This is a genomic window from Brevibacillus sp. SIMBA_040, assembly GCF_046535075.1.
GTDB lineage: Bacteria > Bacillota > Bacilli > Brevibacillales > Brevibacillaceae > Brevibacillus.
Map to the genome: position 1 here is coordinate 16891 of NZ_JAWRXI010000014.1, position 14380 is coordinate 31270.

At 46.4% G+C, this 14380-nt stretch carries 13 protein-coding genes; 2 read left to right on the top strand and 11 right to left on the bottom strand.

Annotation, left to right across the window (positions count from 1 at the left end; translation table 11 throughout):
• Nucleotides 1-22: 22 nt before the first annotated feature.
• Together SB752_RS21945 and SB752_RS21950 are read right to left on the bottom strand one after the other, a co-directional pair.
• Entirely contained in the window at nucleotides 23-1741 is a 1719-nt protein-coding gene (locus SB752_RS21945; RefSeq protein ID WP_410717674.1) for a hypothetical protein, read from the bottom strand.
• Nucleotides 1742-1753: 12 nt separating this feature from the next.
• Nucleotides 1754-3055 carry an AAA family ATPase gene (locus SB752_RS21950; protein WP_410717675.1) on the bottom strand — a complete coding sequence of 434 codons (1302 nt, stop codon included), beginning with the start codon at nucleotides 3053-3055 and terminating at the stop codon, nucleotides 1754-1756.
• A 229-nt stretch (nucleotides 3056-3284) separates the two neighbouring features.
• Here SB752_RS21950 and SB752_RS21955 point away from each other — a divergent pair, with 229 nt between their 5' ends.
• Nucleotides 3285-4682 carry a hypothetical protein gene (locus SB752_RS21955; protein WP_410717676.1) on the top strand — a complete coding sequence of 466 codons (1398 nt, stop codon included), beginning with the start codon at nucleotides 3285-3287 and terminating at the stop codon, nucleotides 4680-4682.
• 136 nt (nucleotides 4683-4818) lie between these two features.
• Entirely contained in the window at nucleotides 4819-5844 is a 1026-nt protein-coding gene (locus SB752_RS21960; protein WP_410717677.1) for a YkvI family membrane protein, read from the top strand.
• Nucleotides 5845-5872: 28 nt separating this feature from the next.
• Here the strand turns inward: SB752_RS21960 and SB752_RS21965 are convergent, their stop codons facing one another.
• The 9 genes from SB752_RS21965 to SB752_RS22005 all read right to left on the bottom strand — a co-directional run bounded on the left by SB752_RS21965 (nucleotide 5873) and on the right by SB752_RS22005 (nucleotide 14208).
• Entirely contained in the window at nucleotides 5873-6868 is a 996-nt protein-coding gene (locus SB752_RS21965; protein ID WP_410717678.1) for an SPFH domain-containing protein, read from the bottom strand.
• Between the two features lie 20 nt (nucleotides 6869-6888).
• Nucleotides 6889-7692, bottom strand: a complete 804-nt coding sequence (locus SB752_RS21970) for a TPM domain-containing protein (RefSeq protein WP_410717777.1) — start codon at nucleotides 7690-7692, stop codon at nucleotides 6889-6891.
• Complete coding sequence (locus tag SB752_RS21975; RefSeq protein WP_410717679.1) at nucleotides 7689-8720, bottom strand: TFIIB-type zinc ribbon-containing protein; 1032 nt, start codon at nucleotides 8718-8720, stop codon at nucleotides 7689-7691. The genes SB752_RS21970 and SB752_RS21975 overlap by 4 nt, the downstream gene beginning before the upstream one ends.
• 24 nt (nucleotides 8721-8744) lie before the next feature.
• Nucleotides 8745-9419 (bottom strand): PspA/IM30 family protein, encoded by a 675-nt coding sequence (locus SB752_RS21980; protein WP_410717680.1) that lies wholly within the window; start codon nucleotides 9417-9419, stop codon nucleotides 8745-8747.
• Nucleotides 9420-9455: 36 nt separating this feature from the next.
• Complete coding sequence (locus tag SB752_RS21985) at nucleotides 9456-10391, bottom strand: DUF4261 domain-containing protein (protein WP_410717681.1); 936 nt, start codon at nucleotides 10389-10391, stop codon at nucleotides 9456-9458.
• A 32-nt stretch (nucleotides 10392-10423) separates the two neighbouring features.
• Nucleotides 10424-11080 (bottom strand): hypothetical protein, encoded by a 657-nt coding sequence (locus SB752_RS21990; protein WP_410717682.1) that lies wholly within the window; start codon nucleotides 11078-11080, stop codon nucleotides 10424-10426.
• Between the two features lie 496 nt (nucleotides 11081-11576).
• A complete protein-coding gene (locus SB752_RS21995; protein ID WP_410717683.1) occupies nucleotides 11577-12347 on the bottom strand; it encodes a GNAT family N-acetyltransferase in 771 nt (256 codons plus the stop codon).
• Between the two features lie 235 nt (nucleotides 12348-12582).
• Nucleotides 12583-13176 (bottom strand): DUF4309 domain-containing protein, encoded by a 594-nt coding sequence (locus SB752_RS22000; RefSeq protein ID WP_410717684.1) that lies wholly within the window; start codon nucleotides 13174-13176, stop codon nucleotides 12583-12585.
• A 198-nt stretch (nucleotides 13177-13374) separates the two neighbouring features.
• Nucleotides 13375-14208, bottom strand: coding sequence for a CsxC family protein (locus tag SB752_RS22005; RefSeq protein ID WP_410717685.1), 834 nt, complete (start codon nucleotides 14206-14208; stop codon nucleotides 13375-13377).
• Nucleotides 14209-14380: the final 172 nt, after the last annotated feature.

Here is a 14380-nt window from a genome sequence, read left to right on the forward strand (position 1 = left end):
GGAATCAGGGTTTTTTGGTTTTCTATTTAACAGATTGAAAAACATCGAGCAGAAGCCCCGTATTTTCTTCCCCATCCGTTTCCCAGGTGGATGCAAAACGTACCCGATGGGAAACCCCTAGTATATCGTACTCTTGAATGAGATGCTGACGGGCAGAGCCGACAATAAGACTGTGGAGACGAATTTGCTTTCGCTGCCCAATACTAGAAAGCTTTTCCTGCACATAAGGAGATATTCCACCGATCCCGTCCGTAACCATAACAAAATCGGCACCCTGCATCGATTTTTGACCTTCGACCATTTCGATGGCTCTTTTCATCGGAGCATCAAAATGAGTTCCTCCGCCAAAAGCCATCTGCGCAAGATTGTAAAACGACGTCCAATCAGGCTTTCGATGATAGAGAGCTTGTTCACGAAGTTCACCCTTTGCTCCAAACAACAGAAGTACAAAATCTCGCTTCTCCAGCATCGAAAGAGCCCCGAACGTCATCACAAAAAGTTGAGCTAGCCTCAGTTTATGGCCGCGCATCGAGTGGGAGGTGTCCAGCATGCAAATAACTGGCCCTTTTGTCGGTTGTTCGACCCATCCAGACGTATCATACGTCATGAGCTTTTGCTCGAGCCATTTGAGCATAAAGTAGCTCTCGTAGTCCGGATCGGCGAGAAGTACCGCTTCTCCAGGGAGCATGTGCGCAATATCCCCTGATTGACGCAAATCGTAATATTCCTCGGGCAGCTGCTTGGAGCGAATTTCCTTGCGTCTCATCCGGAAATGATGAACGTTTCTCCCCACCTCGTTGAGAAAAGCGATCAGGTCAGGATGGCGCTTTAGCTTTTCCATCCATTTCATATAGTCCTCAAAGCTCTGTCTCCGAAGCTTGCCCAGCTCATGTCCCCAAGAACGATTGGCAAAGCGCTGACTGGCTGTAACGAGATCATTTACGAAAAGGCTGTCGATCTCCTCTTTTGATAACGATTCCTTCAGCGATTGCTCAAGCCACTGCCCTAGCTCGGTTTCAAAAGCAGCTATGGCCTCCCGCTCCTGCTTGTGCAGACGATCGAGCTGCTTTTCGCGTTGGGCGAGCTCGTCTTCCAGCTTCTTCACTTTTTGCATAAGCTTCGTCCGCTTGGTAAACTGTACGCTCATTTCCTCGCGAAGGCTCGCGATCCGCTCCTGCAGTGCCTTGACTTCTGCCTTTACGAGTGGCTTGGTGTCGATTGCCTCCTGCTTATCTTCAACCATGCGCTTCCCTTGCTGAAGCGTATAGCCGACCAGCTGGAGCTTCTCCATCTGCTTATCGGACAAAAGCTCTGCCATCTGGGCCTGCTGCTGACCTTCTTTTCCTAGCTGCTGCTGGAGCCCGGCAATAAGGGGAGTAAGCTTGTTATCCTTTTCACGCTCTTTCACTTCTTTGTGAAACGTCTCGGTTAACCAGAGAAGCGCTTTGATCGCTGTTTTAAAAGCGGCACTCTCCTGCCCAACCGTCCGTGGCCGAATCATTTTTGTAAAGTACTGCTTCATCAAGCTCCGAATCATCCAATGATGGAACGGTGTTGCTTCCTGAGTCTGATCAACCTCAGCCTGTTCGAGATAAAAGACAAGAAAAAAGTCTGCGAGAAGCTCCAGATCAAACCAAGAAGCGTGTGCACGTGCCTCTTCCACCCATTCCTGAGCAGTTCGAGATGACTTGAGGTAATTCTCAAAGAGATACCGATCTACACCGCTGGCACGAATAATCATGACTCGCACCTCCTACAGTGTAAAGTCGTACTCGGTCCCAGCGATTTCCTTGTCAAACACGGTCCGATACGTACGCTGCAGCTGCTGCAAGATCCGTTCTCCCTCAACCCGCAGGTAGGCATACTTGACCGTGTATTTTTCCACATTGTGGATGAGACGGTTTTTATCCAAAACGAAAGGCTGCAAGTCCTCTTCGCGACGTTGCCACTGAATCAGGCGATTACGCAAATCTTTGGCTGCATCCTCCAGCTCGATGCGACTTTGCTCAAGCAGATGTCTGCTGCGTTCCAGAGCATCCTTTCCCAGTTTGGCGCCTACTTCTTTTTTAAATTGGAAGGCGTGCAGCTCCGATTCCTTTTCACGCCATTTATCCGCTACTTGTTGGAAACGAAGCAATGGCAAGTCATTTTCCATCTCGACTTTGAGCATTTCTGTAAATTGCAGCTCAAACAACTCTTTCATCACTGGCAAATCCTCAGGAACATCCCACATCATATGCGGTGTAAACACCGTATCCCAGATCGTTACCTCTTCACGGCCATGCAGGGCAGCCGATGTTTTCCATACATGAGCAATTTTGCTCCAGCGACGATCGGACAAAATGTATTCTTTAGCTTCCAATTCCTGCTTCATTCGGTAGAGAAAATAGATGATGGGCTCGGGGATTTTCACTTGCTGCGCTGCAGCCTGAATATCTTTTACATCGTACAATGAAAAGACGACTGGCAATGTCGTCGTTGGCAACGAAAACATGCGTTCATAGCTGGATGCCTGCTGCAAATAGTTGACTTCATAGCGAAACAAGAAGCGATCGTACAGCGCTGTCAGTTGCTCATCCTCGTCTGGCAGCTCATTCGAGGCGGCAATCAAAAATTGCAAGGGTACCGCTTCTTTTTCTCTCCCATTGAAATAAATTCGTTCATTGAGAATGGACAAAAGAGCATTCAGGATTGCGCTGTTTGCTTTGAAAATCTCATCCAGAAAAGCAAACTGGGCAGCGGGTAGATACCCATCCGTTTTACGCACATAGTGATCGAGCTTGAGCTGTTGCAGAGATACAGGACCGAACATTTCATCAGGTGTCGTGAAACGGGTCAATAAATATTCAAACCAGTGCTCAGAGCCAAACAGCTGCGAGACTGACCTAGCCAGTTGTGATTTTGCGGTACCAGGTGGTCCGATTAAGAGAGCATTTTCTCCACTCATCATGCCGAGCATCAGCAAGCGAATGAGCTCGCTACGCTCCAGAAAACGGCGTTCTAATAGTTCGATGGCCTGGTCCATTTTTCGTTGAATAGCTGTTGGTGTGTTCATAGCAATAGGCGCCCTCACTCTCATGGTAGAAGTAAGAAAAAACGCCGCTTCCCTCCTCTTGCTTGAAGTCCTAGTCGTTTTTTATAGTGGCATAATGTGGACAAAAATGCTAGTTTTCTATCTGCAAGGTGTATCCTCCCACCTTTCTGTGCACTCACCCATGTCTGCCATAGAGCATATTCTGTGGCAAAAGACTGCAAGGCGGAGTACAGAAGAAGGAGGGTTTCGCATGGGAATTGAGCTTGCTTGGCTTCATGGTGTTTATGTATTGTTCGTACTAGGCATTATTTTCATGATGGTGATGCGAAGGGACACAAGTCTGATCAGTATCGTTGGTATTGCGATTCTTGGGCTCGTTGCGACCGGCTCTGTCACGACAGCAATCGGCGGAATTTTTGGCAGCTTTATCTATGCGATTACGGAGTTGTTACCGACAATCCTCGTGATCTGTATCATCGTAGCAATGAGCCATGTTTTAACAGATACTGGTGTAAACGAAACCATGATCAGGCCCATGACACACCTCGTTCGGAATGCAACACTGGCATATTGGGTCATTGGTATCGTCATGATGGTCATTTCCTGGTTTTTCTGGCCCTCGCCTGCAGTAGCATTGGTCGGAGCCGTCATGCTCCCGGTTGCGTTGCGTGCGGGCTTGCCAGCGATTGGTGTCGCGGTTGCGATGAACCTGTTTGGTCACGGAATTGCTCTGTCGGGAGATTTCGTCATTCAGGGTGCTCCGACGTTAACTGCAAAAGCGGCAGGCATTCCCGTAAATGACGTGATTTCAGCGAGCATCCCGCTTGTCATCGTCATGGGGGTAGTAACGACGATCACTGCATTCTGGTATTTGCGCAAGGACATGAAAATGGGGATTGTTCCTGCGCCAGGAAAGGACACATCCATACCAGATACGGTTTTTACGTCTGCAAAGGTTCCCTTGCGAGATGGTGTGCGGCGTAGCTTGGCTCTTTTCGTGCCAATTCTTTTCGCGCTTGATGTGGTAGCCATGTTTGCTTTTGATTTACGCGGTGGTGATGCGACTGCACTTGTCGGTGGGACCGCTTTGCTGATCTTGATCATCGCAACCATGCTGGCCCATCAGAAAAAAGGTCTTGAACAAGTAACCACTCATTTGATTCAAGGCTTTCAATTTGGCTTTAAAGTGTTTGGTCCTGTTATTCCGATCGCAGCCTTTTTCTATATGGGAGATAGCGGGTTTCTCAAAGTATTCGGTGAGGTCTTGCCGAGTGGGTCGCACGGAATTGTGAACGACTTGGGTGTGGCCCTCGCTCAAGCCATTCCGATCAGTAAAGAGGTAGCCGCTCTCACCGTGTCTGCTGTCGGAGTCATTACAGGCTTGGACGGTTCTGGCTTCTCTGGCATTACTCTTGCCGGCTCGCTAGCACAGCTTTTTGCTACAGCTCTAGGTGCAGGAGCCGCAACCTTGACTGCCCTTGGTCAAATCTCAGCTATTTGGGTAGGCGGCGGCACGATTATTCCATGGGCACTAATTCCCGCTGCTGCGATTTGTGGAGTAGATCCGTTCGAACTGGCGAGACGTAATCTATATCCCGTGGCCATTGGTTTGCTCGTCACTACTATTGTTGCCATGTTCCTCCTATAAGAGTACGCCTATCTATATTGAAAAGGCGAATGGTGGCTGTTTCGCACCGTTCGCCTTTTTTTCTGCGATCAAATTCTGTTTTTGCTGGGGGCTCATACACTTGTACTAGCATCCTATTTGGAAAGGAACACACCGTATGAAGTTGTGGGGAAAAAGTATACAGGTCGCCGCTACATACATTGGGACGGTAGTGGGTGCAGGCTTCGCGAGTGGACAGGAAATTCTTGCCTTTTTCACTTCCTATGGTCATGCGGGAACCATTGGCATCCTAATCGCGACAGCGTTTTTCGTTTGGCTCGGTTATAAAATGATGTGGCTGGCCCATACGCTGCGTACACCCTCGTACGAATCGTTCAACCAAAAGCTGTTCGGTCGTTTGATAGGCAGAACGATGAATATTCTCGTCTTTCTTACCTTATTTGGCGTCACTACGGTGATGCTGGCCGGAGCTGGCTCTGTTCTGGAGGAGCAATTCCATATTCCTTATTTGGCAGGGACGATTGCTACTGCCTTTTTTGCTCTCCTGATCCTTCGTAAAGGGCTGGATCAGCTGCTGATCGTAAATGCCATCGTCGTTCCGTCTATGTTCTTGTTTGCCTTGCTCATATTGGTAGATGGAACGGTCGATTCGCCGCTGCCGATCGCAGCTCCTGTCAGCTATGAATTTCTATGGAAAACGGTCCTGTATGTGTCCTTCAATCTAGCTATGGCGCAATCTGTTTTGATCCCGATTGGTTATACGATTCGCGAACCAGTCATCCTGCTTCGTGCCGCGGTAATAGGCGGTGTTGTCCTTGGCTTTATGCTGCTCGTCGTCCATACCGCCATGCTTGCCAACTGGAATGATGTGCGCTTTATGGACATCCCGATCCTGTTTGTTACCGAGCAATGGAACGAGTGGCTGCAGCTATTCTTTGTGTTTGTTCTGTACTCCGAAATTTTTACCACATTGATTTCTAATGTGTTCGGGATTGGACAACAGCTGCGTGAGCTGGTAAACATCCCCGAATCTCGTCTGTACCTCTTTCTCTTTTCCTCGGCATTCGTGCTTTGCCTCATTGGGTATAGCCAGCTTTTGATGTTTTTGTATCCGCTATTTGGTTATTTGGGGCTGTCCACGTTGTGCAGGATTGTGATGCCGCGGGGGCGGTTGTCACGCTAAAACTTTCCACCAATAACCGTTCTGAAACTTATCCCAGTTTTTGCCCGCAATTCGGGCAGAAATTCGCCCCTTCGTTTTTCGTACCGCAGTTTGGGCAAAAGTTCGGTTTCTTGCCCTCTGAAGACGGTGCAGACGGTGCAGGATTCGGTGCTGATTGGCTATCCGTAGATGGCTTTTGATTTGCGTTCATGTTTTTCATCATTTCGTTTGCGATGTTCATCCCCATCATCATGCCTGCCATGTCTGCAGCGGCTCCACCGCCTTTTACATTGCCAGATGCCATCCCGTCCGTCATGGCAATCTGTTGATACTTTTGCAGATTGCCGACCATTTCGTAGGAAGCAACTTTTGTGATCTTATCTTGTATTTCTGGCGGATAGTTGAAGCTCATGACCTGGAAGCCTGTGATCGTCATTCCGATATCCATCACTTGCATGTCGAGATCTTCTCGAATCCCCTTGGCAATATCAAACGCATTCGCTTGTAGATTGAACATATCTTTGCCTTCTCGGCCGATCCACTTCATGAGCAATTGGTCCAATAAGGAAGTAATCCGGATTTTCACATCTTCCACTAAATAGCTTTCTTTTACCCCAGCGACCCTGTCAATCAAGGTGACGTAGTCGTTCACTTTAAAATTGAAGGTACCGTTCGCCCGAATCGGCATACCGCCTGGGAGCTGTGGAGTAGGGATGAGAACCGGATTTTTTGTTCCCCACTTGACCGTAAACTCCTTCGTATTAACGAACAAGACCTCGACTCTCATCCCACTGTTAAAACCAAATTTAAACCCTTTTAATGTAGATAAAAACGGAATGATTTCTGAGGCAATTTGATACTCTCCCTCATCCTCAAATATCCCTTCGACCTTGCCGTTATGAATGAAAATCGCGTCTTGACCGGGACGAATGATTAGCTTGCTGCCTTTTTTTATCTCCCGATTGCTCCACTTCCAAAAAATCATATCATCTCTAAATTCTTCCCATTCCACTACGTTGGCAAATTGATTACCAAAAAAAGACATTCCAAATCCATCCTTTCCAGCTAAAAAGATCCTCGGCTTCCGCTATGCGAGTGTCCGCCACTAGTCGTTCCGCCACCACCACCGCCGCCCGAGCCATTGCTTTCTTGTCTTTGAATCTTTTGTTTCGTTACTGTTGTTCGAATGTATTGATCTCGTCTATCGAGAATTCCTGATGTATTCGCATCCTCATAGGTTCTTCGATTAATGGTGATACACCCTCCCGAACGGAAGACCATCGCCGCGACAATAATCCCCCCGATGATGCTAGATGCTCCCAATTGTACCCACACATTAAATAGTGGATTGTCCGGGTTTACCCCAGGTTCATACCCCATGTATTTGTCCACTGTCTGCATATAGGTTTGGAAAGCTAGCGCATAATCTCCGCTATTCAAATCCGGGGTAATCTTGTTCCGTATCTTATCGAGCCTCTCGTCATCCAGATACGTCTTTGCTTTATAAAAGCCGGCCAGATACACGTCTCTATTTTTCATGTCCAACGTCAAAATAACCGCATTGCCGTGAGGTTTATCATAGCCTGGCGCATACTCGTCATAAAAGTCTTCCGTCATTTTTATGACATCGCCACTGACATCATTGTTCGTAGTTAAAATGATAATGTCCGTTTCTCGATGCTCCCCATACTGTTTCGCAAGCGTAGTTAACTCTTTATATTCCTCCTGCTTTAATAACCCCACTTCATCAAAAATCAGTTTTTTCCCTTCCGGCGTTAGTGCCACGGCCGACTTCATTCCCATGGGAGAAGCAAGAAAAAACGCGAAGAAGAAAAAGACTACCGACAGAATCAAGCCGCTCCTTCTCACCAAAACCCGCCTCCCATCATCCAGGAAATCAGCTTCAGCGAAAGGAAGCACGAGGCGGAGATGCCCGCGAACCAAGCCATCACTTTGGGCTTACTAATAGGTGGCTTACCAACTACCTTGCCCGTCTGACCGTTCATCGCAAACGTATACTCCAGTTTGTTGTAATCATAGTGCACCACCCACACAGGCAAAAGTGCATACTCTGCATGCCCTAGCTTCGTATCAATCTGCTTATTGGTGTAGTTCACCGTGGTATATTGTGTCATCGTAGACCGAATATACTCTTCGATGAACGGGTGAATTTTACTTTTTGCCCGTGGGAAAAGCTCCTTCTCATCGAAATTGTATTTTTCAGCAACGTAACCAGCCAGATAAGCCGTTTTGAAGCTTTTTATCTGATCATATGGAAATGGCTCTAATTTATCCATCAGTTCATCGTTCATTTTCTCCGAGGCATCAATCGGAACATCGACATAATTCAAACGAATTTTCCTGTAGACATCGAAATGCTGTGTTTCAGTATACCGGTAGTCTCCTTTTGTATAAGTGCTCACCCTCGTCCCATGAGCGTGAACCTCTACGGCATTATTTAACTCGTAGAGCCAAAAGGGGACGTACATCCCGGTTATTCCCTTCACTCGATCCGCTGTCATGAACCCGTTTGGCGTCAGGCGACCATTCCTGCACCATTTTCGAAAAGCCCGCATCGCTTCTTCTTTGCTAATGGAAAAGGGGATGACAAGGGCTGGAGCTAGCTTCCCAGTCAATCGATCGCCAAGGACTATGACAGAACCGCAGAAAGAGCAAGACGTTGCTGTCGTATCCGCATCAGTGATTACTACTGCTCCGCAGCTTTTGCAATGGTACTCGGTAGCCTCATCCTCTGAAAAAACATTTCTTTTCAGCGGATCGGGCATCAGCTTAATATCGTCAGTTCTCCCGCAGCTATGGCATGACAGCATTCCTGATTCGCTGTCGTAAACCATGTCGCTCCCACAATTTGGGCATTTGAAATCAATAACTTGCATCCGCTCACCTCTAAAAGAAGCTGGTTAATCCTTCTTTTTCATTTTTTCTTTTAGCGCAGCCAATTCATCTTCAGCAGTCGTTTTCGAGCTTTTTTCAAATTCCGCAAACAACTCGTCAAAATCGTCCTTTGCTTCCGTACGAAGCTCGGTAATGGCAATAGCTTCGTTATAGGCTTTGTCTACCTTTTCCTCCACGGCGTCAAATGCATTCTCTACGTCGCCCATAGGAGAACCGAGGGAATTCAAGCTTTGCTGAGCTTTCGTTGCCGCTATCTTCTCCTTCAGCTTCGTACGACGCCCTTCCAGCTCCCCAATGTCCGCGCGTAGTTTTTCTTCGATTTGTCGCATGCCAGTGACATTTGAAGCTGCTGCTTGATATGCAGCTTGTAGTTGGACTTCTTTTTCTGCCAGCGTAGCCTTTTTCTTCAGGAACAATCTTGCTTTGTCCTCATCTCCGGATTCTACAGCCTTCTCGGCATAACGCTGCAGCTTTCTGATCTCAGCGCTGCATTCATCAAGCGCGCTTTTTGTCCTTCTTTCATTCGCCAGCACTGATGCCGTCTCTGCTTTTAGCTGCCCCAGATCGCTGTTAATTTTCCTCATGAAGTCATCGATGGTTTTCTCCGGGTCTTCGGTCTTATCTAACAGCGCGTTAATATTACTGGCTAAAATGTCTTTGATCCTTGACAAGATTTCCATAGCGACCTCCCTTTTGACTATGGTATGCAAACCATACTACTCCAAGCCAGCCGGTTTTTCTCTTCCATCGAGCGGGTACCATCTGATTACCCCACGTGGCGGGTTCGTCAATCCCTCATCCAGCAAGGCACTTTGCCAACGAATTCCACCCGGACCATCTGTCGTGTCGCCCTCTTTAATAACAGGTCCATTCTCGTACACATAGTTGGATATATTTCGCAGGAAACCAGCCACTTCGTTTGGATCGCATGCGTCGCGGTGGAAAATCGCCTCGTGATCCATCGCATCCAATTGAAGCATACCAACTGTATCCATCATGAGCCATTCTTCTGGCAGGTTGAACAACCGGACGTTGGACCACAGCTCCAGCGGAGGCAGCTGCGTTTCTTCATAGCGTTGCTTCAGCTCCTGCATCAGTTCTGCTGAAGCGAGACACTCTCCGTTTGGGTTAAAGTAGCAGAGCGCTTCCGGCATTTGAAGCAAGGCTTGAGCAACTGCGCCTACAGCCATTAGCTCTGGGAACGGGTCATAATCTTCCGGCAGTACTGGAGCCTGATCGTCTACCTGGCCAAGCGTATAGCTAGTGCGCACGCGGATAAACGCGGTATGTTCGGCAACAGCCAGTCGCCCTTCCGGGTAACCCCATGCTTGTTGTGCAGCCCGCTCCAGGTTCTGCGGGTACGTATGAGGTCCGAAAAAGCCCATGGTCCACGCACCAAAAAGAGTGGTATCCTCAGCCGGGTCACCCATTTCGTCCGGCCATGGATTGTCCACAACATCCACCTGAATATATCCGTTTTCCTCTGGCCGATATGGGATGAGCAGGCTCGGTCCGCTGAACACCCATTGTTCGGATGAGTCTTTTACATTCGTAATTTCAAACGATTCCTTCAGTACTTTTTCTATGCTATGAATCGATACAGGTTTAGACAGGAGAACAGCGATCCCTTGAGAAAAAAAGCCTTTTGGCATATCGTTACAGCTCCATTCAGTTGTTTGTTTTATCAGCCTTGGAGTTCTCGTTTTACATAAATACCAATCGCTTCTAATTCTTTTACGGCTAACTCCACATTTCGTTCCAGATTTAATTTCAGGATGGCTTTTTCACTGATGGTGTGGCTCTGCAAAATTGGCTTTACCGCATCGATGGATAGCTCGATTTCGTAATAATCCTCAGCCCACTCTATGTAATCCTGTGCCGTCTCATAAATCATACCTAGTAAAAAATCCGATCCGTCATCGAGTTGTTCTGGATTCGCTACTTCACCTGTTCTCCACTCGGTATCACCTGGCTCCCTCCATAAACAAAAAGTGACGTCTTCCTTTGTAAGCGCCTCGTCCTCCAGCCTCTTTAGCAGTGCATCAGGTACCTGTTCGTAAATGCCAGGCCATACCTCGTACTCGTCTCGGGCATGCGGACTCATCGCAGATTCATGGTCGAATCCTTTTACAACAACACCTTCGGGAGCAAACAGGATGTACATATCATCTCCGGAGCCGTTGCTGATGCTTGCCATCGTTACACCTTCATCCCATTGCGGGAAAAATTGATACCTGCGCAGCCAGTCTTCTGAGCACAGAACAATATCGAGCGCGCTTAAACCGAGCAACTGCTGCTTTAATTTTTCTGGATCAAAGAAAGGTTTTGGCCAAATGTTCATACTATTTCAATTCTCCTTTCATACAGCACCATGAGAAAAACACTTTTCTCAATTAAGGATAGCTATCATTAAATACTCGATGTTCCGAGACTCTCCTAATCCCAATCCATGTACGCCTGACATGTCAGCTTTTCATTGCCGCAACCAGGACAAGCCAGGACTACGACCTCGATCTCTTCATCTATCGGCTTTGAAGGCATGACTGTTGAGCAGCGGGGGCAATCATAGCAATTGGTATATGAATCCGAATCTGATTCCATGTGCAAATAGACCGCATTTAACAAGAATTTACATTCCTTACATACATAAAGACCATCATAACAGACGTGTTTGGTACTATTGTCCTTACTAAATTCACGAATACGTTCCTTGACTACGGAATCTTCGTACCATTCCAGAATATCCGTTATATACACGTATCGGAAACCTATGCCTAGAAATACGTTCTGATTGTATGTGCAGTGATTGCAGGTCAGGTTATATGCTACGCCCATGGTTACTGTCCCAGCCCCTTCTTTAACAACGCCTCAAACTTCTTCCGATTCAATATCTCATGTGTTAAAAACTCTCCATTCCAATAAGCCGTATATGTTGTAAACGCAGAAGGCGCACTTTGCGCTTCCTCTCTACTGGTTATTTTGATTTTTGTAACCGGGATTCGGAATTCTTTTTCGATTTCATCAAGCTCTTGATTCGCGTAGTAATCGGTAAAAGGGCATTGATCGGTATACATGACAACGAGCCCATTTGTTTGATCGATGCTTGCTTTCTTAGCATTTACTTTGAATTTCGGTTCAGGAGCTTGGGTAACGAATCGTTTTACCAGGAGTTCAAAGTAAGGCGGGGCAGTATCACACACCTCAAAACCGTTCTTAACGAAAAAGCTCTTATCTGAAAGATACGGTTTTTTCTTCGCACTAGAGATGGCAACGATGCCGTGTTTTTGTTTTTCTTTCGCGTCTTCCATGCATTCGTTTAGCAATCTCGCTCCATATCCCTGCCCTTTATATCTACCAGCAACCCAAAAGCAATTGATAAACAAGTAATTTGGTGCTTCAATCGGAACCCACGCATACTCGGCAGGAATGTATTCAATAAATACTTTTCCGCGAACATCTAGCTTTTTAAACACCAGACCTTCTTCCATGCGGCAGCTTAGCCAATGTTTTTTTAGAATGACACCGTTTTGATTGTCCTTGTCTGATAGGGAGCAACAGATGTGCTGTGAGAAAAGATTTTCCTGAGTCAACGCTAGAATATCCGTCATTTTATCACCTTCTGGTAGTTGTTTTTGGAAAAGCAGATAAAAAAGGATCATTCGGATTTTCGTGATACGACCATCCATTTCAAAAGTATTAGCCCCGTAATTTTTTTCACCTTTATGATCCGAAACAGAAATTATCCGAACGTTTAATCTCTGCGAATGAAGAATATACGCACTTTCACTACTTGTTCTTTATTGCTTTCTACTTACGCTTACTGTCAGCCATTCTTCTTAAGTCCTAAATCCTGCTTACACTAATCTGATAAATCTGTTGAGATGAAGCATCCTCTTCTGCAACAAAACGCAGTTGTACAGAATCGATTTTATAGACGAGATAATGACCTCCGTAAGCTTCACTCGTAAATTCTTCATCTGGGTTTCCTAACGCTTGCTTCACCTCATCTATGCTAAGCGGCACTCCATAAAATTCTGGGGAAACAGCGATTTGATTCACAATCGTTTCGTTTTGTAGTGGAGCAGCTTCAGAATTGCAGGAATCATGCTCGTAGTAAAAAGCTGCAGCACTTTTAGGATGCTCGTACGAATACGTCCAACACTCGTTATTCCCGATTGTTTTTGGTTGTCCATACCTGCTTGTGACTTCTCCATAGGTCGATCCTAATGGCATGTTCACACCTTTGATGCGGCCCTCTTTTGCTGACTCCATGATGTCTTCCAAGAGGTGCAAACTGACTTCTGCAAGATTTCGCTGATTCCCTTCACCTACTGCCAAATCACTTGACTGTCTCTCAGCTTTCTCAGCCACCGAACATCCTGATAACAATACTGCTACAGCTGCCATTCCCCAAATGACAAGTTTCACTTTCCACATGCGCATCCCCACATTTCCAATTTATACAAAATTATCATAACCTTTATTATAGTACGTTTCATTCATGAGAATAAATGGAAATTAAATAAGACACTAACATCTTGGTCAGTGTCTTTGTAGAGCGCCTAGATTTGTCCTGAATTCCGGGCACATCATTCATCCTTTCCGTTACATGATCTGCTTTCGGGAGGTATGAACCTAGTACTTTTTCTTACAATGTGGCGGATGCGGAGGGGGTGTAGGTGGGCATTTAACTGGCAGTGGAACCTGTTGAATTTGCAAAACTTTAAGCCCTACACGTAGGACAATGTTTTCCTGAACAGACGTAAATGCTTGGGCGAACCCGGAGACATTTTTCAGATTGTGACCGATATCCAGCTCAGTAAATTCTGTATAGACCAACTCGCAATAAGGCTTCTCATTGTAAACTTGCCGGTTACCGAATAGCCCCTCGTTCAGCAGAGGTCCATTCCCGCTTTGATTGAGCAGCTCTCCGGATGATGAAAAGTCTGGAGAAAGCTGTAAGGACGGTCCAGCTTGCGGAAAGGTAATATCTGTACAAAAATCGAAGGGAATCATAGCGGTCATGTGGCGAATATCTCCGCATACAGCGCTTGGTGAGGTATGGTCAACTGTTGTATATTCAATATTTTTGCGAATGAACCCTTTTACAAAAAGCTTTGCCGCGTATGGATTAAACGTGGGTACCAGCTCACATTGCTGCAATATCACACTTTTCCATACACGAATGATTTCCAGCGCTGGCTTTTCCAACTGGATATTTGCTTCTACGGCAACGACTACGGAAATCTCTGCAAGCGTCACAGGTACTTTAATGGTTTTCGGAAAAACAGTATCGGTTGTCGTTGTTCCGAACACACGTACGCTTTCTACACTACAGGAATTCGATGGCGGTTTTTTCTCATGATCCTTTTCATGCTTGTGGTGGTGTTCATGCTCGTCGTCATCTTTTTCTTCACAAGAATATTCGACTTTGTATTTATCTTTATCCTTATCGTCATGTTTTCCCATTTGGCTTCCTCCCCAAAGTTACCCTTCCTCCCTATATTATATGGCTTGGCAGTAAGGTGGTATTGGCGATTGCCAAGCGTTAAATGCCCTTTTTTGCTCTTGTAAAGAGATGCGATTATGTATGGTGGAAGCGTAAAAATGAGCATGAGAATAAAGACATGTCCTGTTTCCG

Coding starts and splice junctions, on each gene's coding strand:
- SB752_RS21955 (WP_410717676.1), top strand. CDS start 3,285: ATGGGAATTGAGCTTGCTTGGCTTCATGGTGTTTATGTATTGTTCGTA.
- SB752_RS21965 (WP_410717678.1), bottom strand. CDS start 6,868: ATGTCTTTTTTTGGTAATCAATTTGCCAACGTAGTGGAATGGGAAGAA.
- SB752_RS21980 (WP_410717680.1), bottom strand. CDS start 9,419: ATGGAAATCTTGTCAAGGATCAAAGACATTTTAGCCAGTAATATTAAC.
- SB752_RS21945 (WP_410717674.1), bottom strand. CDS start 1,741: ATGATTATTCGTGCCAGCGGTGTAGATCGGTATCTCTTTGAGAATTAC.
- SB752_RS22000 (WP_410717684.1), bottom strand. CDS start 13,176: ATGTGGAAAGTGAAACTTGTCATTTGGGGAATGGCAGCTGTAGCAGTA.
- SB752_RS21960 (WP_410717677.1), top strand. CDS start 4,819: ATGAAGTTGTGGGGAAAAAGTATACAGGTCGCCGCTACATACATTGGG.
- SB752_RS21985 (WP_410717681.1), bottom strand. CDS start 10,391: ATGCCAAAAGGCTTTTTTTCTCAAGGGATCGCTGTTCTCCTGTCTAAA.
- SB752_RS21995 (WP_410717683.1), bottom strand. CDS start 12,347: ATGACGGATATTCTAGCGTTGACTCAGGAAAATCTTTTCTCACAGCAC.
- SB752_RS21950 (WP_410717675.1), bottom strand. CDS start 3,055: ATGAACACACCAACAGCTATTCAACGAAAAATGGACCAGGCCATCGAA.
- SB752_RS21990 (WP_410717682.1), bottom strand. CDS start 11,080: ATGAACATTTGGCCAAAACCTTTCTTTGATCCAGAAAAATTAAAGCAG.
- SB752_RS22005 (WP_410717685.1), bottom strand. CDS start 14,208: ATGGGAAAACATGACGATAAGGATAAAGATAAATACAAAGTCGAATAT.
- SB752_RS21975 (WP_410717679.1), bottom strand. CDS start 8,720: ATGCAAGTTATTGATTTCAAATGCCCAAATTGTGGGAGCGACATGGTT.